This window comes from Streptomyces actinomycinicus, assembly GCF_016741775.1.
Lineage (GTDB): Bacteria > Actinomycetota > Actinomycetes > Streptomycetales > Streptomycetaceae > Streptomyces > Streptomyces actinomycinicus.
In genome coordinates this window covers 215514-238717 of sequence record NZ_JAERRK010000007.1, presented here as the reverse complement: position 1 = coordinate 238717, position 23204 = coordinate 215514, and the positions used below count along the sequence as shown (strand labels likewise).

The 23204-nt window shown below is 68.6% G+C and carries 23 protein-coding genes and 1 pseudogene; 13 read left to right on the top strand and 11 right to left on the bottom strand.

Annotation, left to right across the window (positions count from 1 at the left end):
* Nucleotides 1-83: 83 nt before the first annotated feature.
* From JK359_RS16975 to JK359_RS16965, 3 genes are all read left to right on the top strand, one after another.
* Nucleotides 84-419 (top strand): hypothetical protein, encoded by a 336-nt coding sequence (locus JK359_RS16975; RefSeq protein ID WP_307788139.1) that lies wholly within the window; start codon nt 84-86, stop codon nt 417-419.
* Nucleotides 420-530: 111 nt separating this feature from the next.
* Nucleotides 531-1649, top strand: a complete 1119-nt coding sequence (locus JK359_RS16970) for an amidohydrolase family protein (protein ID WP_307788137.1) — start codon at nt 531-533, stop codon at nt 1647-1649.
* Nucleotides 1650-1740: 91 nt separating this feature from the next.
* Entirely contained in the window at nt 1741-2394 is a 654-nt protein-coding gene (locus JK359_RS16965) for an EF-Tu C-terminal domain-related protein (protein ID WP_236677967.1), read from the top strand.
* On the opposite strand, the pseudogene JK359_RS40400 reads toward JK359_RS16965, so the two are convergent.
* A pseudogene (locus JK359_RS40400) lies at nt 2392-2550 on the bottom strand (hypothetical protein); the annotation flags it as partial. The gene JK359_RS16965 and the pseudogene JK359_RS40400 overlap by 3 nt on opposite strands.
* Before the next feature lie 107 nt (nt 2551-2657).
* Between JK359_RS40400 and JK359_RS16955 the strand changes: the two are divergent.
* The gene (locus JK359_RS16955) at nt 2658-3461 is read left to right on the top strand and encodes an SMI1/KNR4 family protein (protein ID WP_201836359.1); all 804 of its coding nucleotides are present in this window, start codon (nt 2658-2660) and stop codon (nt 3459-3461) included.
* Nucleotides 3462-3643: 182 nt separating this feature from the next.
* On the opposite strand, the gene JK359_RS16950 is transcribed toward JK359_RS16955, so the two are convergent.
* The 4 genes from JK359_RS16950 to JK359_RS16935 form a co-directional block, all read right to left on the bottom strand.
* On the bottom strand, nt 3644-4417 hold the full coding sequence (locus JK359_RS16950) for an alpha/beta fold hydrolase (protein ID WP_201836357.1): 774 nt from the start codon (nt 4415-4417) through the stop codon (nt 3644-3646).
* A gap of 2 nt (nt 4418-4419) precedes the next feature.
* Nucleotides 4420-4752 carry a nuclear transport factor 2 family protein gene (locus JK359_RS16945; RefSeq protein ID WP_201836661.1) on the bottom strand — a complete coding sequence of 111 codons (333 nt, stop codon included), beginning with the start codon at nt 4750-4752 and terminating at the stop codon, nt 4420-4422.
* A gap of 511 nt (nt 4753-5263) precedes the next feature.
* Nucleotides 5264-6697, bottom strand: a complete 1434-nt coding sequence (locus JK359_RS16940; protein WP_307788135.1) for an FG-GAP-like repeat-containing protein — start codon at nt 6695-6697, stop codon at nt 5264-5266.
* Nucleotides 6698-7022: 325 nt separating this feature from the next.
* The gene (locus JK359_RS16935) at nt 7023-7340 is read right to left on the bottom strand and encodes an ankyrin repeat domain-containing protein (protein WP_201836355.1); all 318 of its coding nucleotides are present in this window, start codon (nt 7338-7340) and stop codon (nt 7023-7025) included.
* 318 nt (nt 7341-7658) lie between these two features.
* Here JK359_RS16935 and JK359_RS16930 point away from each other — a divergent pair, with 318 nt between their 5' ends.
* The 4 genes from JK359_RS16930 to tgmB all read left to right on the top strand — a co-directional run bounded on the left by JK359_RS16930 (nt 7659) and on the right by tgmB (nt 12580).
* The gene (locus tag JK359_RS16930; RefSeq protein ID WP_201836353.1) at nt 7659-10610 is read left to right on the top strand and encodes an AfsR/SARP family transcriptional regulator; all 2952 of its coding nucleotides are present in this window, start codon (nt 7659-7661) and stop codon (nt 10608-10610) included.
* A 156-nt stretch (nt 10611-10766) separates the two neighbouring features.
* On the top strand, nt 10767-11177 hold the full coding sequence (locus tag JK359_RS16925; RefSeq protein WP_201836351.1) for a hypothetical protein: 411 nt from the start codon (nt 10767-10769) through the stop codon (nt 11175-11177).
* Between the two features lie 174 nt (nt 11178-11351).
* Nucleotides 11352-11615: a putative ATP-grasp-modified RiPP gene (gene tgmA / locus JK359_RS16920; RefSeq protein WP_201836349.1), complete on the top strand. Its 264-nt coding sequence runs from the start codon at nt 11352-11354 to the stop codon at nt 11613-11615.
* Nucleotides 11612-12580, top strand: a complete 969-nt coding sequence (gene tgmB / locus JK359_RS16915; RefSeq protein ID WP_201836347.1) for an ATP-grasp ribosomal peptide maturase — start codon at nt 11612-11614, stop codon at nt 12578-12580. Before tgmA ends, tgmB begins: the two co-directional genes overlap by 4 nt.
* A gap of 39 nt (nt 12581-12619) precedes the next feature.
* On the opposite strand, the gene JK359_RS16910 is transcribed toward tgmB, so the two are convergent.
* Both JK359_RS16910 and JK359_RS16905 read right to left on the bottom strand, forming a co-directional pair.
* The gene (locus JK359_RS16910; protein ID WP_201836344.1) at nt 12620-13093 is read right to left on the bottom strand and encodes an HIT family protein; all 474 of its coding nucleotides are present in this window, start codon (nt 13091-13093) and stop codon (nt 12620-12622) included.
* Nucleotides 13094-13526: 433 nt separating this feature from the next.
* Nucleotides 13527-14462, bottom strand: a complete 936-nt coding sequence (locus JK359_RS16905) for an ADP-ribosylglycohydrolase family protein (protein ID WP_201836340.1) — start codon at nt 14460-14462, stop codon at nt 13527-13529.
* A gap of 157 nt (nt 14463-14619) precedes the next feature.
* Between JK359_RS16905 and JK359_RS16900 the strand changes: the two genes are divergently transcribed.
* From JK359_RS16900 to JK359_RS16885, 4 genes are all read left to right on the top strand, one after another.
* On the top strand, nt 14620-15060 hold the full coding sequence (locus JK359_RS16900) for a VOC family protein (RefSeq protein ID WP_201836337.1): 441 nt from the start codon (nt 14620-14622) through the stop codon (nt 15058-15060).
* 284 nt (nt 15061-15344) lie between these two features.
* A complete protein-coding gene (locus tag JK359_RS16895) occupies nt 15345-16319 on the top strand; it encodes a GlxA family transcriptional regulator (protein WP_201836335.1) in 975 nt (324 codons plus the stop codon).
* A gap of 174 nt (nt 16320-16493) precedes the next feature.
* Nucleotides 16494-17240, top strand: coding sequence for an MBL fold metallo-hydrolase (locus JK359_RS16890; protein WP_201836334.1), 747 nt, complete (start codon nt 16494-16496; stop codon nt 17238-17240).
* Nucleotides 17241-17511: 271 nt separating this feature from the next.
* Nucleotides 17512-18252, top strand: coding sequence for an alpha/beta hydrolase (locus JK359_RS16885; RefSeq protein ID WP_201836332.1), 741 nt, complete (start codon nt 17512-17514; stop codon nt 18250-18252).
* A 777-nt stretch (nt 18253-19029) separates the two neighbouring features.
* Here the strand turns inward: JK359_RS16885 and JK359_RS16880 are convergent.
* The 3 genes from JK359_RS16880 to JK359_RS16870 all read right to left on the bottom strand — a co-directional run bounded on the left by JK359_RS16880 (nt 19030) and on the right by JK359_RS16870 (nt 21073).
* Nucleotides 19030-19838 (bottom strand): IS5 family transposase gene (locus JK359_RS16880; protein ID WP_201836330.1). Its coding sequence is split into 2 segments (ribosomal slippage): nt 19030-19499 and nt 19499-19838, totalling 810 coding nucleotides; the frame shifts between segments, so codons are not numbered across the junction.
* Nucleotides 19839-19902: 64 nt separating this feature from the next.
* On the bottom strand, nt 19903-20106 hold the full coding sequence (locus JK359_RS16875) for a hypothetical protein (protein ID WP_030677427.1): 204 nt from the start codon (nt 20104-20106) through the stop codon (nt 19903-19905).
* A 232-nt stretch (nt 20107-20338) separates the two neighbouring features.
* Nucleotides 20339-21073: a calcium-binding protein gene (locus JK359_RS16870; protein ID WP_201836328.1), complete on the bottom strand. Its 735-nt coding sequence runs from the start codon at nt 21071-21073 to the stop codon at nt 20339-20341.
* Nucleotides 21074-21395: 322 nt separating this feature from the next.
* Between JK359_RS16870 and JK359_RS16865 the strand changes: the two genes are divergently transcribed.
* Complete coding sequence (locus JK359_RS16865) at nt 21396-22400, top strand: DUF6924 domain-containing protein (RefSeq protein ID WP_201836327.1); 1005 nt, start codon at nt 21396-21398, stop codon at nt 22398-22400.
* Nucleotides 22401-22519: 119 nt separating this feature from the next.
* On the opposite strand, the gene JK359_RS16860 is transcribed toward JK359_RS16865, so the two are convergent.
* Entirely contained in the window at nt 22520-23125 is a 606-nt protein-coding gene (locus tag JK359_RS16860; protein ID WP_201836326.1) for a TetR/AcrR family transcriptional regulator, read from the bottom strand.
* Between the last annotated feature and the right edge of the window lie 79 nt (nt 23126-23204).

The following is a 23204-nucleotide window of genomic DNA, read 5'->3' as shown; positions in this document are numbered from 1 at the left end:
AACGGCTGCGATGCCGACACCCGCTTCGGTGATCTCTGGCCAGGCGCTGCCAGGACGGTGTGCCCGTCGCCAGACTCCACGTCGTGGCCGACCCGAACACCCATGACCGCGATCCCGAGGACTCGACTGACGGAGCAGACCGGACGACTGCCGGCACTGTCCGGGCCCGGTTCCCGCTGGTCCGGTTCCCGCTGGTCCGGTGGGTGCTCGCCCCTCGTACGACGTGGCAGGCGCGGCGCCTGGCCGGCGACTTCGGCGAGGGGATGGACGCCCGGACCGCATGGGTGATGGCACGGCTCGCCCGCCACCCCGAGGAACACGCCCTCGCCATGTCTCACCTGGACGGTGAACGCCGCGCTGCGGACTCAGCGGAGCGCCGACCACACTCGAATCCGCCCGGCAGCGGTGCCGGTCCGTGAACGCACCTCATCTCGTTCTCCTGGTCCGCGCCGGGTCGAGGGACGAGGGACGAGCGCGGAGTTCCTCGTAGGGCGGTCAGCCCATGTCTGCTGCCTGACACCGAAGCCCGCGTGCTGCGGCGACTCGTAAGATCAGTGAAATCGACTGAGGTGCATACGAGTTCGCGGGGGAGGCCACCGGTGGTGCTGCAAGTGCGCGGCGTCGTATTGCCCGAGCGGGAGGAACGATCCTTCTGGATCGACGGTGAACGGCTCAGGGCCGGGGCTGCCCCGGATGATGCTGACCTCGTCGTCGACGGCGGCTGGCTGCTGCCCGGCATGGTCGATGCGCACACCCATCCCGGCACCGAAGACATCGAGGATCCGTTCAGCGACGCAACGCTTCGGCGGCACCTGACCGATCACCGTGACGCCGGAGTGCTGCTGGTGCGCACGCCCGGGTCCGCCGCCCGCATCCCCGACTGGGTGGACGAAGATCCGGAGATGCCTCACGTTCGCTCTGCCGGACGCTGGCTGGCCACCCCGGGCCGTTTCTTTCCCGGCTTCGGCAGGCACGTGAGCGAGGCCGACCTGGTCCGTGCAGCCGTGGAGGAAGCCACGGCGTCCTCCGGATGGTGCAAGGTCATCGCGGACTGGAGGCACGATGAGCCCGCACTGCCGCTGGAAGTCCTCACGGCTGTCGTCCAGGCCGTACACGCGATGGGCGGCCGGGTGGCCGCTCACTGCCAGACCAGCGAGGGCAGCCGCAACGCCGTCCTGGCCGGCGTCGACAGCCTTGAGCACGGCATGCACTTGGACCCGAGCCTGATCGACCGGATGGCGAGCCAAGGCACCGCGTTTGTCCCCACGCTCAGTGTCTTCGGCTCCGGAGCCGACCGACGACGGGCCGCCGAACCGAGCGCCCGCCGTGACTGGTGGCTGGCCGGATGGGACGCGATGCTGCCGAACGTGAGGGCCGCGCACGAAGCGGGGGTCACCATCCTGGCCGGCACCGACAGCTTCCCGTGCGGCACGGTCACCTCGGAGATCGAATGGCTGATCCGCGCGGGCCTGTCGCCCGACGCGGCGCTGGGCGCGGCCTCGTGGTCGGCCCGCGCCTACCTCGGCCTGCCCGGCCTGGTCGACGGAGCCCCCGCCGACGTCGTCGCCTATGACACCGACCCCACCCTCGACGCTTCCGCTCTGGCCCAGCCCCGCCGCATCATCCTGCGCGGCCGAGTCATCGTCTGAAGGCCAGGCGCGGATCTGCTGCTCATGGCAAGAACTCCCGCATGCGTAGGAAGCACGCGTAGAACCGTGAACGAAGGGAGCATGCGCACTCATGGGCCGATCTCCAGGTCAGCCAGTGGCCGGCGCAGTTGAGAAGCCGTTCCTGCTGCCCGTCGAAGACGTCTTTTGCCTGCAACAGGGCAGGGTGGTCAAGGTGACGGGTCGGATCGAACGCGGCCGGGTGCACAAGGGCGACACCGTGGAGATCATCGGCTTGGGTGGCAGCACGACCGCTCTCGTCGCGGACATCGAGCAGCATCAGATGTCCACCGGGGAGGCGAGTGCGGACATGAACGTGGGGGTGCTGCTGCGTGACGTTGCCGCGGACGCCGTCGAGCGGGGCCAGGTGGTCGCGACGCCAGGCTCGGTCAGCGCCCATATCGGTTTCAGTGCCCACATCGCCCTGCTGTCCGAGGAGCAGGGAAGCACGGGGGTTGTCTCCGGCGACCGCCTCCGCATCCACGTCCGCACCGCCGCAGTGTGGGGCACCGTGACACTGCCCGAGGGTATCGGCATGGTCCGGCCGCTTCACGGATCCGACGTGACAGTGGCACTCGAAGAGCCCGTCGCACTGGAGGAAGGCCAGTCCTTCGCATTCCGTCACCACGGTCGTGCCGCGGGCTCCGGCATCGTGACTGAACTGCCTGTCGCGCACCGTCTTCCACCGACCGAACCGCTCAGGAAGATCCCTCCGCGGAACACCTGAACGGAGCCGGAACAGGACCCCGTAGGTGACTACGCGACGGCTCTTCCCACCCCAGACCCGTCCCGTGTTCTTCGGCAGGCGTACCTCCAGCAGTACCCACTCCGCTTCAGAGAGGTCACTCCACCCCACGCTGATCAGAACGACCCGAAAAGCCATCCGCCACACGGCCCATCGCGCTAGCCGGCTGCCGGCGTCACCCGCCACCACACGAGCGCAAACCCGACCACGAACCATTGTCAGTGCGGTGCGCTTCACTGTCCGCCATGGAACTCACACAAGCGACCGTCAACGAACTGCTGGACCAGCTGAGCCCGGGGGGCGGCAGCCTGTACCTGCCCAGCGATCTGGATCCGCAGGCTGTCACCGACCTGCTCGCTGACAGGTACGGCCTCCCGCGCACCCTCGTCCTCGACGGTTTCACCGATCCGACGGTCGACGATTCCAAGGGCGGGGCTCTCCTCGTCCCCTTCGAAGGCCGGGCCGTGAAGATACGGGCGTGGGCGTACGGGGATCAGTGGGTCGGCACGGGTACGGCGCGCGACGCCGAAGGGGTCGAGCGGCCGGTTCTGGTGGTCGCTCGCAGGGAGGTGCCGAAACCTTCGGCGGTCGCTCCGGACGAGGACGAGGACGTCGACTGGTTGGAGCGGCTCATACGAATCACCGGCTGGACGCAGCCCGCCCAGCGTCCGGACGTGCACTGGGCGGAGGTGGAGTCGCGTCTGGGCACCCCGCTGCCGAGTGACTACAAGCGCATGGTCGAGACGTTCGGCGTGGGCGCCTTCGATGGGTACCTGGACCTGAACCAGGAGCCGTGGACGGACCTCAGGGAAGACGGGCTGCTCATCTGGGCGGGCACGGAGCACGAGGACCTGTACTGCTGGAGGGCCGACGGCGACGACGCCGACCGTTGGCCCGTCGTGGTCCGGTCCTTCGACGGCGAGGACGTCCCCTTCGACTGCCAGGCCGCGGAGTTCGTCTGCCGCATCCTCGTCGACCCGGACCACCGGTTCACGATGGCCCGCTACTTCGACACCCACTGGTTCATGACCTACCGGAGGAGCGCCTGACAGGCGTCGGCCGTGCGTGGCATCCGCATCAGGTTCGGCCAGTGCCCTCGCGGAACAGGGCAGGTTCGGAGTCGCCGTAAGCAGATGAGGCTGCAGGCGAGTTGAAGCAGGACGAGGTGGATGCAGTCAAGGTGGCAGGGGTGACGTTCAGCGGGCCAGCCGCCGGGGAAGCCCTGTCCGGTTCATCCAGCCGCGTACTCGGCAAGAAACGGACGCACCACCGGCAGGGTGAGATCGAGGCGCAGGAAGGTGTCCAAGTGCCCGCAGCCGGACAGTTCGACGCAGGTCGCGCCCCTGACCCGAGCAGCGGTGTCCCGGATCGATCGCAGCCGGGGGTCACGGTCGCCGGCGAGCAGAAGCACCGGTACAGGGGTGCGAACGAGCCTTTCCAGAACGCCGTCACGGTCGTCAAGGGCGGCAGTCAGTGCCGCCAGCGCATGCGGGTCGGCTGCCTGCATCGCCTCGCGCATCCATGCCGGGAGCGGTCCTTGAAGTTCAAGCATCTCGATGAAGGGAGCCATTCCCCGGGTACGGAACAGTTCGACTTCCTGCTGAATCTCCGCCGGAGCAGCTGCGACATGTCCACCATGTGCCCCGCCGGCAATCAGCGCGGTCAGCCGTTCGGGGTGCTCAGCCAGCAGGTTGAGGCCGATGATGCCGCCCATCGACGCGCCCCAGAACGCTGCCCGGGAGATGTCGAGTGCGTCGAGTACGGCCACGACATCACGGACCTGACGGTCGATCCGGTAGCTGTCCACGTCATGGGGCGAGTCACTCCCGCCGTGACCACGAGCGTCGACGAGAACCAGGCGATGATCCCCGGCAAGTGCGTCGACATGACCAGCCGACCGCCACGTCGTACGATCACCGAAGAAACCGTGCAGCAGCACCAACGGCGGCCCGGTGCCCATGACCTCGAAGGCGATGCGAACTCCGTCGCCGCTGGTGACCCGCACCGTCAGTCGCCCTGGGACGGGACGGGCGTGGCCTGGTGGTAGTACATCCGCCAACCCGCATCCTCGTCCGATCTGCGCCACAGCGAGCTGCGGCGCGCCCGCCGTCCCCCGATCGTGGTCTCGTACGTCAGGTGCACCACACCAGGAGCCAGCACGACACCCGTCATACCTGAGGGAACGTACCGAGGACCCTCCTCCGAGCTTCCGGACATGTCCGGAAGCTCGGCCAGCATCGCCTCGTACGACCACCGCCGGCCCGAGGCGCCGACCTCCACGAACTCCGGGTCCAGCAGCTGTCTGGCCTCCGCCCGCGAGGTTCGCACACGGGGATCCATGAGCCGCAGCTCGCCCCTGATCGCCTCTGCCACCCCATTCGTTTCATCACTCACCTCTGCATCATCGCCCAACCCGCCGGGTTCACCGCAACCACACAACCCACAGATCAGCGCCCGAGCGGATGGTCCGGCCCCGGGGCCAACGCCCGTGCAGCAGATGCCAGCGGGTGGTCTCGGTCCAGCACCGAGTCTGGGAGGGATCCAGCCACCTCAAAGACAAGTACGAGGCCCTGTCTTCCGCCGAGTTCGCGCACTGTCCGCGCCCCGTTGCTGCTGACCGAGGGTGTCCACTGAGCGGTGCAGCAGCCCGCCGGGTCTGGACCTGCGGCAACACCGTCCGCCATGCCGCCGGGCCGGGCAACGCCGCCACACGCCGGCATCTACCGTCATAGCGCCCTGTTACGACAGGACAGCGGGGCCGGGGGCGGTCCGTTACGGTGTGCCCCGGTCGCGGGCCGCCCCCCTCACCTCATCCAGGGCGCCACACCGACTACCGGAAGCGGTCCGGGCTTCAGCCGAGGAGGGTCTCACCGATGCCCGAGCCGGAGGAGACGCCGTATTCCCTGGGACCGAAGACGCTGGCGCTGCTGGTGCTCAGGCCGCTGCCGGAGCCCCGTAGCTGCCAGAGGGCACCGTTGCCGCGGTCTTCGTAGGGGGCGGAGACGGCGAGGTCTGCCTTGCCGTCGCGGTTGTAGTCGGCGAGGCGGACCTGGGAGCCGAAGACGTCATTGTTCTCGGCGCTGCCGGGGACACCGGGGATGTCCTGTGAGTACCGCGCCGCGCCGGTGGTGGTCAGCCCGCGGGCACCGCCGCGCAGCACGAGCACGTCCCCTCCGCGCTCGGCTCGGCCGAGGGTTTCGTAGGGGATGCCGATGGCCAGTTCGGCGCGGTGGTCGCCGTTGATGTCGCCGATGGACATTGCGGCGCCGAACTCGTCCTCCTTCTCGTTGGAGCCGGGGATGCCGCCGGTGTTCTGGTGGTAGACGTGGCCCGTGGGGGCGAGGCCGCCGGTGATGTCGGGGTCGCCGTAGCGGACGGTGACGTAGCCGGCGCCGTGGCTTGGATCGGCAAGGCCGTTCGGGTACAGGCGGGAGTTGGACAGGGCGATGGCGAGGTCGTCGCGGCCGTCGCCGTTGAGGTCTCCGGCCACCACGCGGTTCCCGCCGCCGGTGAGCCGTGCCTGGGCGGCGAAGGAGTCGGGGCCGGTGGTGCCCGGGTCCTGGCCGTAGACGAGGGCGGTCTTCTGCTGCACGACGGCCAGTTCGTCCTTGCCGTCGCCGGTGAAGTCGCCGGCTGCGAGGTGCCCGCTGCTCGTGGAGTCAGGGCCGGTCACCTCATGCCCGGCGGGGGCCTTGGTGCGGGTGAACGTCCCGGAATACAGCCGCAGAGAGGTCCCTCCGCTGACGGCGATGTCCGGGGCGGAGTTGCCGGTGAAGTCGCCGACGGCGATGTCGGCACCGAACGTGCGGGACGGGTAGGACGGTCCGGAGGGCAGGGCGAGGCCGCTGCGCAACGGTGAGCTGCCGCCCCACAGCACAGTCACGGAGCCGTTGAGCGAAGTGCCGGCGGTGGTGTCTCCTTCGCCGCCGACCAGCAGGTCGGCGTACCCGTCGCCGTCCAGGTCGCCGCTGGCGAGGCTGCTGCCGAAGAAGTCCTGGTACCCGGCCGTGCCCGGGATGCCGGAGGAGTCCTGGGTGATGTACACGTGCTTGCCGGTCAGGCCGCGGGCGGAGCCGAAGGTGACGAGAACGGCACCGGCGCCTTTCTTGCCGCTGATCGTCTTTCCGGGCATGCCGACGGCCAGGTCGCGGTATCCGTCGCCGTTGAAGTCGTCGGCCAGTTTGGATCCGGCGGCGACCGCCTGGTCGGCGGAGACGGCCATCAGACTGCCGGTCAGGCAAGCCGCTAGGGCCACCGCCACGGCGAAACGGACTGAGTGACGCACGAAAGCCCCTGTCTCACTGCAGACGCACGACAGCGTCCGCGAATCGGAATGATGGCCCGCATCCCCATGTCCAGCGGGTTACCCGCATGATCACGCGATGCGCAGCAAAGACCAGACTCCCCACGGCTACCGATGGTTGTACCGCGGACCCCACCAATATCTCTGTTCACCGGTCCCGTCCGCCGGCAGAACACCAGGCGCCGCGCGGCTCGGTCCGAGAGACGAAGGACCACACCTACGCCCGCCCGCGGCGGTGGCCGTAAGCAGGCGGCGTACGGCACCAGATCGCCCCGAGGCAATGGACAGCTCTCCTGCCCGCGTCGCCTCACCCGCCGATGTGCCGCCGCAACAGCTTGACTGCCAGGTCATGACCGTAGTGAAGGGCGAGGTCCATGGGCGTTTGCCCGTCCGGATCCGGGAGTTTCGGGTCGGCCCCGAAGGCCAGCAGCACTGCGGTCGTATGCACGGTCAGCGGGCTGCCGCTTTGCAGGGCGCCGTCCCCTTCCGCGTCGATGGAGTGTGTCAGGAGCGTCATGTTGTGGCAGACCTCATCGGGGTCGACTCCCTCGGCCAGCAGCTGAGCCAAGGTCTGCGCGTCCCCGTCTTTCACCGCTTGATGGACCGGTGTGCAGGTGTTCTCCATGGCGTCATTCAACCGTTGCCGTACCTGCCCGGCCAGCGCGTTTCCGAACCTTCGAAGGCCCGACGAGATGGCCTGCGCGACCGTGTTCTGAGGGTGAGGCGACGCTGGTCTGGTCATCGCGCAGGGCAGCACGTGAAGTTGGATTGTTCAGAATGGGCTGTGGGAGTTCACGAAGCCCCTGATCCCGCTGCCGGGAGTGGTCCCGCGCCCGGAGGCCGGCCACCGCGCGACGCGCCCGCGCAGCCGAACGGACCGCAAGCCCACCGTCTGCGCGAAGTCCATGTTCTCGGGGGAGAGGCGGGACCTATACTCCCCAGCGTGCCATCGAAGGGGGAGTTACCGACGGGCGGCAGCCGGCTGCGGTTCGCTGTGCTCGGGCCGCTCCAGGCCTGGCGCGGTGACGTGCAACTCGACCTCGGTCCGGTTCGTCAACAGGCTCTGCTGACGGCGCTGTTACTGCGGCCGGGCACGACCGTCAGCCGTCAGCAGCTGCTCGACGGAGTATGGGGACCGGAGCCGCCGGGCACCGGTGCCAAGGTGATTCCGGTCTACGTGCACCAGCTGCGCAGACGTCTGGGCCCTGAGAAGGGGGAGCCCTCCGGGTCCCTGATCGTGACCGACCGGGGTGGCTACCGCTTCGACCCGCGAAACGTCTCGACGGACGTGGCCCGGCTGAGGGAGATCGTCGCCGAGGCCCACGCCGCGCGTGATTCGGGTGACCTGGCCGGTGCGGTGAGCGCGTGGTCCGCCGCTCTGGAGTTGTTCCACGGCGATCCCCTGACCGCGATTCCAGGACCGTTCGCGGAGGCAGAGCGTCTTCGGCTGTCGGAACACAGGCTCACGTTGGTGCAGGACAAGGCGGAGTGCCAACTGCGGCTTGGCCGGCACGCCGAGGTCGTCGGAGAGCTGTTCGCTCTGTCCGAAACCCATCCGCACAACGAGTCCTTGGCCGCCCTGCTGATGCGTGCCCTCTATGCCGGCAACCGGCAAGCCGATGCGCTGTCTGTCTTCGCCAAGGTGCGCCGTCGTCTGGTGCAGGAGCAGGGAGCGGAGCCAGGCGGTGAACTGCGGCGGGTGCACGAGGCGGTGCTGCGCGCTGATGAAACCTTCCTCGTCGGCGCGCCACCACGGACACGTCGATCGACGGACGAGCGGCCCGCAGCCGCTCACCTGCTCCGACGCGTGGGCAGAGTGGGACACGTGGGTCGTGTGGGCCAAGTGGGTCACGAACTGCCGGTCGATGTCAGCGGCTTCACAGGGCGGAACCACGAACTGGACGTGCTCCTTGCGCCGACCGATGAGCAGGCGGTGACGGTCCGCGCGGTGGACGGCATGGCCGGGGTCGGCAAGACCGCGCTCGTAGTACGCGCGGCCCGCGCCATGCGGGACCGTTTCCCGGACGGCTGCCTGTTCGTGGACCTCCACGGTCACCGTCAGGAGCGGGAAGCAGCGGTCCCGCAGCGCGTGCTGCGCCGATTGCTGCGGGCGGTCGGCGACATCACAGAAGGCGACGACGACTCAGCCGAGGACCTCGACGGCCTGGCAGCGTCATGGAGAGCGGCGACCGCCGACCTCCGGCTGATCCTGGTGGTCGATGACGCATGCGCTGCACAACAGGTACGCCCCCTGCTGCCCGCCGGTCCCGGCAGCCTCGTACTGCTGACCAGCCGTCAGCGGCTGACCGCGCTGGACGCCGACCGAAGAGTCTCGCTGGCGCCGCTGGACATGGACGAGGCCGTGGCCCTGCTGACGCGCGCCGTCGGCGGCACGGACTCCGCCCGGGAGCGCGCGGCGGTGCGCGAGCTGGCCCGCCTCTGCGACCGGCTGCCGCTGGCCCTGCGTGTCGTCGGGGCTCGGATGCAGAGCCGTCCGCTGTGGGCGCTGGAGCGCATGGCGATCCGGCTGGCTGACGACGAGCACCGCCTCGGCGAACTCTCGGTCGAGGACCGCAGCGTGGAGGCGGCCTTCCGGGTCTCCTACGATCAGCTTCCGGACGCAGAACGCCAGGCGTTCCGTGTGCTGGGCCTCTCGCCGACCGTGGAGTTCGACCGGCTGACACTGGCCGCCATGCTCGACCTCACACCTTCCGACGCCGAGCGTGTCCTGGAGAGCCTGGTCGAGGCGAGTCTCGTCCAGCATGGTGTCACGGGCCGCTACCGCCTGCACGACCTGGTCGCGGTCTACGCCCGGCGCGTCGCCGCCGCGTACCCCGCGGAAGTCGCGGCGGCCCGGACCAGGGTGTTCCGGCTCTACGTGGTCGCCGCCCGCTGCGCGAGCGACTGGGGCCCCTTCGCCTTCCCGACCGGCCCGCGGGCGGGCACCGCGCCCTTCGCCGACTGGGAGGAGGCGGCGGCGTGGCTCGACGCGGTGGGCGGCGAACTGGTCGACGTGGTCGCCCATGCGGCGGCCGTGGGTCACGTGAACGACGCCGGTTGGCTCGCCGAGGGACTGTGTGACTACCTCACCCGGCACGGCCGGTACCACGAGTGCCGGGCCGCCATCGAGATCGTGCTGCCCCTCACGGAGCAGGTCACCGACCAGCGAATGGTGTCCGAACTACGCACCTGCATGGGCATCGCCTACGGGCTGCAGGGCCAGTACGAGCAGGCGCGCCGCTGGCTGGGGGATGCCCTTCGGATCAGCCGCCGGACCGGGGATGTCATCGAACAGGCCCGGGCTCTGGGTTCACTCGGGATCTTCGCGAACGCGGCAGGGGAACCGGCCGAGGCCGCCGCGCTCCTGGCCCGGTCCGCGGACCTCGCCCAGGGAGCGGAGGACGACTGGCTGGCGGTGATGTACCTGGCCAACGTCGGAGCCATCCACCATCAGGTGGGACAGCATGACAAGGCGCAGGAATGCTACGCGGCGTCGGTCGGTCTCGCCGAGAGGATCGGCAGACCCAGGATCCTGAGCAAGACGCTCTTTCGCATGGGCGCGCTCCAGCTCGACCGCGGACACTACGCGGAGGCCGCCGACACGCTGAGCAGGGCCGCCGGACTCGCCGAGCGCGTGGGGGACATCCCGCTCTTCGCCGCGGTCCTCGGCAGACTCGCCACCGCCGAGGAGCACCTGGGCAATCTGGCCGGGGCGGCTCGATTGCACTTCCAGGCACTCGCGGCGGTCGGCGAACGGCCCGGCACCAGGCTGAAGGCCGAGATCCGGAACCGGTTGGGCTGGCCCCAGGCCGCGACGGAAGACCTCGTTCAGGCGCGCGACCGGTTCGAGCGGGCCATCGCCCGCCCCCGTACCGAATCCGGGGAGCTTGCGTAGGCCATCGACAGCCTGTTCCGCCGCGCACCAACGGACCCGGCGGGCTGTGCGCCTCGCAAGCACGCGGACATCTCTGATGACCACCCCCGGCCGCCGAGCCGGCGCATACGACCGCTGAACCGGGATTTCATCCATATTTCAACGCCCCTCGGCACGATGAACGTATCGCAGCAGACCGTTCCGACCGGTCCCGGAGCCGCGGTGCAGCGAGCACTGCGGGAGCAAGGCGCACGAAGCCGGCGCCTGGTTCAGCAGGCCGGGAAACGCGTCGGGATCCTGCCGACCTCCGTATCACCAGAGCCATCCGCAACGAAGAGGACCGACATGGGGCTGCTACACGCGTGGCGAATGCAAAAGCTCACTTCAGACGCCAGAACGGCCTATGGCAGGGGCGATGCGACGTTCGCCGCCGGGTTCGACATCGATAGCCGCGCCAGAGTGTCCATGAAGGCGATCCGCAAGGAAATCGACAAGATCATCACTGCGGTGGAGCCGATCGGCTGGGACTGTGTCAGCGTGCAGCCGTTCCTCGCATCGGTTCAGATCGACTTCATCCGCAGAGCGTGAGTGACCACGGCCCCCATCCCGGCGCCTTGCGGCACGGGCCGGAGCCGGCCCCGGCAGGCCGGTCGCTCATGGCGGCGGTTGCCAAGCAACAAGCCGCCTGAAGCGGCCTCGCAGACCTCCCCGGACAGGGGAAGCCCATCCAAAACGAACAGTCGGAAGCGAGGGAGTGGAACAATGGAAACGCGAAACCCCGGCGCACCCTGGGGCACCACCCGCATGGCACCGTATGCCGAGACCGAGCCGGTTCCCATGTGCATCCCGGTGATCGACCCCGACACCCAGATCGCCGTCGTCATCGACGAACACGGCCGCACGGTCGAACTCCACGACCACCAATCCAGCAGCACCTCAAGCAGCACCTCAAGCTCCACGAGTACCAGCTGCGCCGACAGCTACGACTCGGACGACTCGTCGGACTCCGACCACGACTACTCGTGACGACAGGCCCGGGCGGGTCGGTACTGGTACTGACCAGCGCTCATGACGTGACAGCCGACCTGGTACTGCGCATCCTCGCCGAACGCAAGGTCCCGGCGGTCCGTCTCGATCCCGGCACAGACCTGCACACAGGTGCCGCGCTCACCGCCACGTACGGCACGGGCGACCAACGCGGCACCTTGCGCACGCCGACCCGCGAACTCGACCTCACCAAGGTGCGCTCCGTCTGGACACGCCGTCCCTCACCCTTCGACGGCCCGCCCGAACTGGACGGCCAGGAGCGCCGGTTCGCCGCCTCGCAATCCCTGTGGGGCGGCGGCGGCATCCTGGCGTCGCTCCCCGGAGCCCACTACGTCAACCACCCGTGGAACAACCGAGCGGCCGAGTACAAACCGGCCCAGCTCGTCACCGCACAGCGCAGCGGCCTGTCGGTCCCCAGCACGCTGATCACCAACGACCACGACCGGGCGCGGGAGTTCGTTGGACAGCACACCGGCGCAGTGGTCTACAAGCCGTTGTGGAACACCCCCTATACGATCGACGGCCGGGCACAACAGGTATGGGTACGCGAGGTACGCCCGCACGAGATCACGCCCGACGTGGCGAGCTGCCCGCACCTGTTCCAGGCCAAGGTGGAGAAGGCGTTCGACGCCCGTCTCACCGCTGTCGGCGACAGGGTGTTCGCTGTCCGGATCGACAGTCCCGATCTCGACTGGCGGCAGCGGCAATCCCTGATGAAGTGCACGCCGATCGACGTTCCCGACCGGATCGCGCGCTCGGTGTCCGCCTACCTCACCATCTCCCGACTAGCCTTCGGTGCCTTCGATTTCGCCGTCACGCCCACCGGTGACTGGTACTTCCTCGAGTGCAACCCCAACGGACAGTGGGCATGGCAACCCGACTCGATCACCAACGCGATCGCCCATGCCATCGCTGACCAACTTCAGAACGGCCCCGAAGCATAGCCACGGGCCCGTCGACTTGCGGTCGGCGGCCCCACCCGGTCAGGCCATCAGCTGATCCAGTTCGCTGCCGATCGCATCCCGCAGCCCATCGTGCTGCGGGCCGAGCCGGAACCGCTCGTCACTCCACCGGTCACGCGGGTACAGCCACACCGGCCTGCCCACCAGCTCAGGTGGCTCCCACTCGAACCGCGGCCAGACATGGGCATGCAAGAACGGATCCGTATTGCCGAGGATCTCCAGGTTGACCCGACGGAACCCGGGGTCCAGCCGCCGGCAGGCCCGCTCAACCGCTTCTCCGAGTCGCTCCATGTCGGACAGAAACGACAGCCGCTTGGCCCGGGGCAGGTCGGACAGCCGTTGAACACCCGGCTCGTCCGTGAGGAGCACTGAATAGCCGGGCAGGAACTGAACGTCGCCGATCACCGCGAAGCCGGACTCAAGTTGCCGCACCACAGTCGGATTCTCGCCCCGCAGAGCAGCCCCGATCCGGTCCTTCCGCCAGTCACTGGTCATGGCCTGAGCCTATTCGCCGGTGATCAAAACCTGCTCTCCGCTCGCCGCCCCTCCCACCCGGGCCGACGTCATCCGATCTGGACACGCCCTGCAACCGGGGGACCAGCGTCCAGATGAGCTGTGATCCGCGCGATCGTCGTGGCGTTGCCCTCGCAGATCAGCATGAAGGCGTCCACCTGGGGCGCGTCGAGCCCAAATCGGGCCGCTACCTCCCCCTGCACGTCGTGTTCGCCGGCGTGATCTCCAGAACGCCACCGATATCAAGAATGACGCAGGTCGCAGTCACTCGAATCCCCCCTCCGTCCTGCCGGTTGGCGAGCACACACCGTCCGTTCATCGCGCGCCACCGCTCGTACGGCCAGCCGGTCCCGCTCCCACTCCACCAGCGTTCCTTTCATGCGGGCTACCACTCCTGTGTCAACAACGGCCCTCCTCAACGGCCCTCTCCGAGGCGGTGTGCAAGGTGGAGCAGATCTGCCAGGTGCAGCACTCGTCCATCGAATCCCGGGAGAGGGACATGGAGTGGCTGGGTCCAGCGGGCTGGAATTGCGTCCAGCCCGTAATACGCCCCCGCGAGGCCTCCGGTCACCGCGGCGACGGTGTCCGTGTCACCGCCGAGGTCGATCGCCGCGCGTATCGCGTCTTCGAAGCTGATGGTGGTACGCAGGGCCCAGACGGCGGAGCCCAGACAGGGCCAGACGGCACCGTTGAACTCGGTCGCCTGATCGGGGTGCCAGTCGGGCGCGAGGACTGTGGCGTAGCGACCGCGGTGGCCGGGGTGGACAAGAGCCAGGGTGTCCGGGAGCGCGGTGAGCGGGTCGGTGTCCTCGAGCGTGACGCGGATGAGTTCGTGGAAGATCGCGGTGCCTTCCCAGGCCGCGCGGTCACCATGGGTGAGGGCAGCGATGCGGCGTGCCGCGTCCATGGTGGCTTCTCGGCCGGCGGCCGCGAAGTGGACCGCGGAGGTCGATGCCCGCATCAAGGAGCCGTTCCCCGCTGCGCGTTGGTTGACCTGGAAATGCATCGCAGCGGCGAGGTCCCAGGGCATGCCGTTGGTCAGGACGTCCTCGGTCTGCAGGCCGATGTCCTTCGGCTCTGACGCTGCCCACCGCTGGAAGCGGGCGAAGACGTCCGGCAGATCCAGTCCGCCCCGCTCGAGCAGCGACTCCGCGACCAGGACGGCCATCTGCGTGTCGTCAGTGGCCTCGCCGGGGTCCCAGCCACCACCTCCGCACATCTCGCCACCGGCACCAGGCGCGGGAAACCGAGCCGAGAACGCTCCCGGAGGGCCGAACTCGAAGGGGCCGCCCAAGGCGTCACCCACCGCTGAGCCGACGATCACGCCGGCGGCCCGCTGAATCCACTCCATTCGCGCAGGCTATCTGTGCCGCGCCGACCCCAGGGCGGAGCCAGAAGCGGGACACCGGAACTCGGCCTGTCTACGGGGTGTCGAGCATGGCCCGCTGGCTCCGTCCTCGGTATACCGGTGGCCGGGAAGGGCCGCGCAATGCACAGGGAGAACCGTCATGACGCTCCAGCGGATGGACAACGTGGGCATCGTTGTCGAAGACTTGGACGCCGCTGTCGCCTTCTTCACCGAACTGGGCATGGAGGTCGAAGGCAAGGCGAAGATCGAGGGCCTCTTCGCGGATCAGGCCGTCGGGCTCGACGGAGTCCGCAGCGACATCGCGATGATGCGGACCCCGGACGGTCACGGCAAGCTGGAGCTAGCGCAGTACCACACCCCGGCGGCGATCGGCGACGGATTGCACAACCCACCACCGAACACGCTGGGTCTGCACCGGGTCATGTTCGCCGTAGACGACATCGACGGCACCATCGCCCGCCTGCGCCCCCACGGTGCCGAACTGATCGGCGAGGTGGCGCAGTACAAGGACATCTACCGCCTCTGCTACCTCCGCGGCCCCTCAGGCATCATCCTCGCCCTGGCCGAACGGATCGGCTGACAACCCATCGCGGCCGGCCTGCGAGCACTCATGGTGCTGCGCTCCCACACCGGTATCACGGTGACCGGCACAGCACCGGCCTGACGGTGACCGGCTCGACTCGGGCCTGACGGTGACCGGCGGTGGTTGATACCGAGGTCGCGGCCAACGAGCAGGAGTCGCCCGGACCGAGCCCACCTCGCCGGGAACTTTGGCGCCGGTAAGCCGGTCAGCCTGCCCTCGATGGCCTGATGTGACAGATCCTGGTCATTGCGGCCATGTCCGGCGGGCGGAATGATCAGGGCATGCCCCCACCGCACCGCGTTGTGATCGTCGCCTTCCCCGGCATCGAGCTGCTGGACGTCACCGGCCCGGCCGAGGTGTTCTCCGTCGCCTCCCGGGTTGCCGGGGCCGACCGGCCCGCCTACCTCGTGCAGATCGCGACGGCCGACGGCGGTCCGGCGGTCACCTCCAGCGGCGTCCGGCTGATGGCCGACCTGACCCTCGACGACGTGACCGGCCCGGTCGACACCTTGTTGGTGGCGGGAGCGATCGAGCTGGTCGACGACTGCGTGGAGCCGGTGGTCGACCACGAGGTCACCCACTGGCTGCGCCATGCGGCACCCCGGGCCCGGCGGACCGGATCGATCTGCGCGGGAGCGCACCTGCTGGCCGCCGCCGGGCTGCTCGACGGCCGACCCGCCACCACGCACTGGCTCACCGCAGCCAGACTGGCCGCCGAGAACCCCAGTGTCCGAGTCGACCCGGATCCGATCTTCATCCGGGACGGGCAGGTATGGACCTGCGCCGGCGTCACCTCGGGGATGGACATGGCACTGGCCATGGTCGCCGAGGACCACGGCCAGGACCTCGCGCTCGCGACGGCCCGGATGATGGTGATGTACGTCAAACGCTCGGGCGGGCAGAGCCAGTTCAGCGTGCCGCTGTCCGTCCAGAGTTCCGAGGACGACCGGATCGACGAGGTGCGGCTGTGGATCGCCGAACACCTCACCGAGGACCTCTCCCTCGAAGCCCTGGCGGCCCGGACTCACCTGAGCGTGCGCCACTTCACCCGGCTGTTCCAGCAGCGCACCTCCACGACACCGGCCGCCTACGTGGAAGCGGCCAGGCTGGAGGGCGCCCGGCGACTGCTGGAGGACAGCAATCGGAGCCTGCCGGAGGTCGCCGCTGCCAGCGGTCTCGGCTCCGTGGAGACGCTGCACCGCGTCTTCCGACGGCGTCTGGGCACCACCCCGGCCGAATACCGCCGCCGCTTCTGACCCCTACCACCCACACCACTTAAGAGCACAGCCCGGGCGCCGGCGTCGGCCCGGAGGGCGTCGCCGTCCTCCAGCGGTCCGGCGCCTACCGGGCGGTCTGTCGCACCGGTCGGGCTCCGCCGTGCCCGCACGGCATGGCATCGACCATCGACCAGCACACTTCGGAGGAAAACCATGTCCCGCACGCAGGTCGTCCCGATCCCGGTCATGGGCCGGCACAACATCAACGCCTACCTCCTGCTCGGCCGCCGGCCCGTCATCGTCGACGCCGGCACCCCCGGCAGCGGCAAGAAGATCTACGGCCGGATCACCGCCCACGGCGTCGACCCCGCCGACGTCTCGCTGATCGTCATCACCCACGGCCACATCGACCACTTCGGCTCCGCCGCCGAACTGCACCGGCTCACCGGCGCGCCCGTCGCCGGTCACATCGCCGACCTCGGGCCCTACCGCTCCGGCCGCGTCCGCGAACCGTACCTGCCCACCGGCCCGATGGGCCGCCTCATGGACCGGAACAACAACCTCCACGTGCAGGCCGAACCCTTCGAACCCGGCGTGCTCATCCGCGGCGAGACGAGCCTGGAGGACTTCGGGGTCGCGGCACGCATCATGCCCACCCCCGGCCACACCGCCGGATCGGTCTCGGTCCTCACCGACGACGGCGACCTCGTCGCCGGCGACCTGATCGCCAACTCCTTCATGGGCCTGATCCCCGGCAGGCCCGCCAACCCGCCCTTCCACGACGACCCTCGGCAGAACCTCGCCAGCCTGCGCGAGATGCTCGCCCTCAACCCCACCACCCTCCACGTCGGCCACGGCACCCCGCTCGACCCGGACCGGGTGCGCCGGTGGGCCGAGAGGGAACACGACCGCCTCGCACGGCTCGACGCCGCCGGACGCCTCACCGCCCGCGCCGAGTGACGCACCGAGTGCGGCCCGGCACCAGGACGGCACACCCGGCGCCGAGGGACCCCACTGCTGACCGGCTGGGTCCGCGTGGTCTCCGGCCACGGAGAGCGCGAAAACCCGTTGGCGGACAACGGCGACCACTGCTACTTTGCCGGAGGCCGTGCGAGAGAACGAGGAGGTGGTACCCGTGAACGTATCGACATGGGTGCTTCCCTCCGGGGTCACGGTCGGGCGATAGGTCGTCCGGGAGCGCCGTCTCAGTGCACTCCCGAAAGGCACGACCATGCATTTCACTTCCCAGCAGCGTTTCGACGACGGCGTCCTCGAACGCGAGTTCACCCTCGGCGAGATCCCCGGCATCCTGTGGACACCCGCGTCCGCATCCGTCACCGCACCGGTGCCGCTGATTCTGCTCGGCCACCCCACCCTCGGGCTGCGCAAGATGTACCCCCGACTGGTGGCACGGGCCCGGCACTCCGCGGCGGAGGGCTTCGCCACGGCCACCATCGAGCACCCCGGAAGCGGCGACCGGCCCCGTTGGCCCGCCGCCGAGCAGGCCCGCGCCGACCTGCGCCGGGCGCGGGAGACCGGCGAGCCGGTCAGCCACGAGATCGTCGACGCCCTCATTCTCCCGCTGGTCGAAAGGGCAGTCCCCGAATGGCAGACCGCCCTGGACGCCCTCCTCTCGCTGCCCGAGATCGGCGGTCCGGTCGGCTACTCGGGCGGAGTGATCTCCATCGGCATCCGGCTCGCGGTGGTCGAGCCGCGCATCGTGGCCGCCGGCCTCTTCGCCGGCAGTTTCGTGCCTCGCGCCATGTTCGAGGAGGCCCGGCAGGTCACCATTCCCCTGCACGTCCTGCTGCAGTGGGACGACGAAGGCAACGACCGGCAGGCGGCCCTGGACCTGTTCGACGCCTTCGGCTCCAAGGAGAAGTCCCTGCACGCCAACATGGGCGGTCACACCGGCGTCCCGCAGTTCGCGGGAGACGCCGCGGCCCAGTTCTTCACCCGACATCTGAAGTGAGGCCGGCGGGCCGCCAGGCCGGCAGCAGACGGTAGCCGATGTCGGCCGGCATGCCGCTCACCGAGGACACGTCCCGGCCCTCCGAAGCTCTCCACACCGTGGGCCCCTGCTGAACTCTCGGCAGGGGCCCGTGCTGCCTCAAGTCGTGAACTGTTCGATTTCTGCCGAGCTACGAATGCTGCCCGAGTCGCATAGGCGTGCTGCCGGTTTTCGTGAACAAAACCGCCGCCTGAACCGACGTATCGATAGGGACGAGCCGGGAGTCCACCGGCTGAGCGCGACCCCTAGCTGGTGAGTACCGGGCAGCAATACAGTGGAACTTCATCGAACCCTTCCGCCGGCACAAACTCGCCGTCCCCCACAGCCTCGGCGGCGAAGTCAACGGCTACCAGTCGAAGTGGCGGTACTGCGCAAGCTGCGGCGCCCTCTTCTGGAGCGGTGACCCCAGCCGGCCACGGGGACGCTGCGCGGTGAACGGGGCCGGACACTGGGCCCAAGGGCACGAGTTCTACGTACCGACGACCTATCGAGACGCGCGGTCGGCGATGTCGCCGAACTCCGCACGGGTTGTCGGCATCCGCAGCAGACGGCGGGCGGTGACGAAGGCGGTGGTGGCGCCCTGCTCGGTCAAGGTCGCACCCCGCTCGGTCAAGCCTCGCCGACGGGGCAGCCAGTGGGCTTGTTTCTTTCGGTGGGCGCCGCCGTCGGCGCGAGCGGCGGGGGAGCAGCTGGTCCCCGGGGAGCCGCCCCTGCGCCTGACCATGCTTACTGATCATTTCAGAATGACGTGCGGAGCCGTCGAAGGCAGATGATGCTGCAGGCGAGTTCGAGCAGTCCCTGGTGGAGGTCGGCTCGTTGCTCGTAGCGGACACGGAGTCGCTTGAACTGATGGAGCCAGGCGAAGGTCCGCTCGACGACCCAGCGGGTGCGGCCGAGTCCGGAGCCGTGGGCAACGCCGCGTCGGGCGATCAAGGGTCTGATGCCGCGTTTCCGCAGCAGGTGGCGGTACTTGTCGTAGTCGTAGCCCCGGTCGGCGAAGAGCCGTTTGGGTCGGTTGCGGGGGCGTCCGCGCACCCCTCGGATGCGGGGTATCGCGTCCAGCAGGGGAATCAACTGTGTGATGTCGTGCCGGTTCCCGCCGGTCAGGGAGACGGCCAGGGGCGTGCCGTGGTGGTCGACGATCACATGGTGCTTGGAGCCGGGGCGGCCGCGGTCGACTGGTGAAGGGCCGACGTGAGCCCCCCTTTGAGGGCCCTGATGTGGGAGCCGTCGATGGCCGCATCGTCCATGTCCAGCAGGCCGGTTGCTCGCAGCTCGGCCAGGAGTGCCTCATGAAGGCGAGGCCAGACGCCAGCCTCGGTCCAGTCCCGCAGCCGACGCCAGGCGGTTACCCCCGAGCAGCCGACGACCTGGACTGGGACGTCGCACCAGGCCACTCCCTTGCGCAGCACGTACACGATGCCCGCCAGCGCAACTCGGTCCGGCACCGGCAGCCGCCCGGGATGACGGTGACGTCGGGGCGGCCGCTCTGGCAGCAGTGGAGCTATTCGCTCCCACAGGTTGTCGGAGACAAGATCGATAGACACCAGCCGGACCCTGCCCAGAAGGACCTTTGACCACCAGCCGACACGCCGATCTCACCTGAAGTGCTCAACGGCCCTCTTCCGGCGCTGACCGCCGGTCGGCGAGGCGATCCTGGTCGGCGGCGTTACCGGCGCGAGCCTCGGTGCGGTGACCCCGTGCCAGGTAGTCTCGGACGATCAACTCGACAGCGTCCTGCGGGCTCCTGGTGCCGGCCAGCAGCATGACCTCGATGGCCAAATCGCTGTCCAGGCTGATGGTGACCTTCGCCATGACACCTCCTGAAGGGTTCCCGCGGAGCCTATCCAAGCGGCTAACGGTCGGCGATGGGTAGGCTGCCGCACCCGGGAAAGAGGGACGGAGCCGGAAACCCGGCCGGTCGCGAACCGCTCATTCTGTAACGACCTCTTAGGACCCAGCCCCTCGACCGCCGCCGCACAGGAAGTCGTGACGGCGATCGAGCTTCAGAAAGCCGACCAGTCCGCTGGCCCCGGGGTTGGCAGGCTTACCGCACGTCGACGTAGTCGCTGGTGGAAGTCTTGGCGCCGGTGGTCGTGGTGCCGGCGAAATTCCACCGCCAGTACCCGTCGGTGGAGGCCGTGACCGTGGTCTTCAGGGCACCGGCACTGCCGGTCTTCACCGTTTTCACGGTGGTGTAGGTGCTGGTGCCCTTCTTGCGGAACTGGAGTCTGACCGGCTGGCCGGTGTAGCCGTGGTACTGGTAGTCGTCCCAGCTCGCGCGCTTGAGCGTACCCGTGACGGTGACTGTCTTGCCCTTGGTCACCGGCTCCGGGGATGCGTTCGTCGTCAGCGTGCTCGCGCGCTTGAGGCGGAAGCTGTCGATGCGCTCGTCCCACCGGTAGTCGCCGTCCAGTGCGTCCACCCAGGAGCCCGCGTACCAGGTACCCGCCTGGCTGTTGTCCAAGTCGACCTGGGGGTCGAAGGTGAACGAGTGCGTGCACTCGCTGTCGGTCTCACAGATGGTCTTGTCGTCGGCGAATCCGAAGCCGGGCCCCTCAAGAGTGGTGTCCGCCGAGAGCAGGCCCGAGTCGTCGTAGGCATAGATCGTCACGTCGAACGTCTTTGCGTATGTGGTGCCGATGACGACATCCGAACCGCTGTTGACGGTCACACCCGAGATCTCGGTGTCGCCCGAGCCGCCGTCGGCGTACGCCGCCGGGGCCACGAAGCCGACGACTCCGAGCGCAGCGGCAATAGACAGCGCAACGCGCTTGCCCATGTGGTGTCTCTCCTTCATTCAGGCCGCTGACGCGCACCGGCGCCAGGGGCCTTTCAAGCGATCCCGTCGGCGCGCTTCATCCTCGGTTGCTGTGTTCGCGGTCGAGGCACAGCTCCGCGCCGCACGGTGGTGAGCAGCGAGTGTCGCAGACGGATCGCGCATTGTGCAGCACCCGTGACGATCTTGTGATGTATATGAAAACATGCAGCTCGGAGGCCTTATCGCCGCAAAGTATGCCTGTCGCAGCTCATCGATGATCTGGGTCTTGCTCTCGACCGTCGGGAGCGGCTCCCAGCGTCGTACACGGGAAGGAAGAGGCGGAGTGGAAGACGGCGTGACCGGCGAGACCAAGGACCTCTACGTCGAAGACCATGATCTGCTCATCGATCCCATGCTCCAAGGGGTCATGGAGTTCCCCGAACACTCCGGCGTCACCAACGGCCTCATCGGCTTCCACAAGGACTTCGGTACCATCCTGACCGGCTTCGTACGCGGCTACGTCCGCGTCACCGTGGAACTGCACGCCGAACAGCCCTCGCTGGACACGGAGGGCTGGGACGACGTCCTCGACATCTCCGCCGTCCTCGCCAGAGGCCAGGCCTTCGTCGCCGGCTGCGAAGAAGCGCTGACCACCAATCTCGCCTTCGACGGTCCCGGAACCTACCGCATCCGCACCCATGCACGTGGCCGGGCCGACGCGAAGGACGCGGCTCTGCCGCGCCGGCCCCGCCCTTCCAGCGCCGGCCCGGCACCCGAGACCTACCTCATCCAGGTGTGGAAGGCTCCCGTCGGGCCCGAGCAGATCCACACGAGCAGCAACCACAGCACCCTCCCCGCAGCCGACTACACCGGTCCCAGCACTTCGCCCTACCAGCCGGCCGTCGACGCCCCCGAAATCCGCGCCGAGGGTGGGGGAATCGTCCTCGTCCGCACCTGCTTCACCGCCCCTCAGGCCTGGCGCAGCCTCCTTGACGTCATCGACCACGGCGGTGAAGACGGCGAGTGCATCGACGTCACCCCCATCGACGACTCCGCCTACGACGGCCTGACAGGAGACCAGTTGCGCACTTTGATCGGCCGCGACGAAGACGACTGGCCCCGCCACAGCGTCCTCCTCATCGCCGACCAGCACACCCTCACCTCACTCGACCTGCCCCTGCTCGCCGTGGACAACCCACCCGGTGAACCCGCACCGTCCTTCCGGATCTCGCGTCAGCGCCTGGAAAGCTTCGTGGTCAACACGGATCTGGGAAACACCGACTTCCGTGACTGGTCCCGTGACACAGACGACGACGGCATCTATCGAGGAAACGCCGACGGTTCATGAAGAGTGGCGATGCGCCGACGGTCCATGGCGGGAGACGGCAGGATGACTGACTGCCGAGACGCGTAGTACCCGGTCCGGTGAAGCGAAAGACTTGGTGGCACTAGGGCATCGACGCCGTTTCAGTGCTCACCGGCCGGCCCCGGCCACAGCGCCCGCACTGCGTCAGGCACCTCGGCCACGACAGCCGGATCGAGCAGGGCCACTTGGAGGATGTAGCCGGGGAGGACGGAGAACATCGTCGAGGCGATCGCCTCAGCCGTCACGTTCGTGGGCAAAGCGCCCTGTTCCTGCTGGTCACGCACCAAGGTGACCAGAGTGGCGCGTATGCCTCCCATGAGATCGTCGAGCTTGCCGGCCAGTGATCGGTTGCGCATGGCCTCTCCCCAGACCAGAACCGCAAGACCGGCCACGTCTTCCTCGGCGGACTTGACCCGGATCACGTCGAGCAGTTCCGCCATGACCGCCCCCATGGATTGACCCTGCCGGTTCGTGGCGACGGCGAGCGTGATGTCGAGGACATCGCGCATGTTCTCCTCGACGATCGCAAGGATCATCTCGTCCTTGCTGGTGAAGTGCCGGTACACCGCACCCGCGGACAGCCCCGCCTCCGCGAACAGGTCCTGCATGGACGTGGAGTGGAAACCGTCGCGAAGGAAACAACGGCGCGCCGCGTCCAGGATCTGCTCGCGGCGGGCATCCATGTGCTGCTGGGTGACCTTCGGCATGAGATCAGCCTACCAAAGAAAACGAACATTCGTGTTGACGTCTGCCGACGCCGCAGGCCACACTGGGATCCAAGAAAAC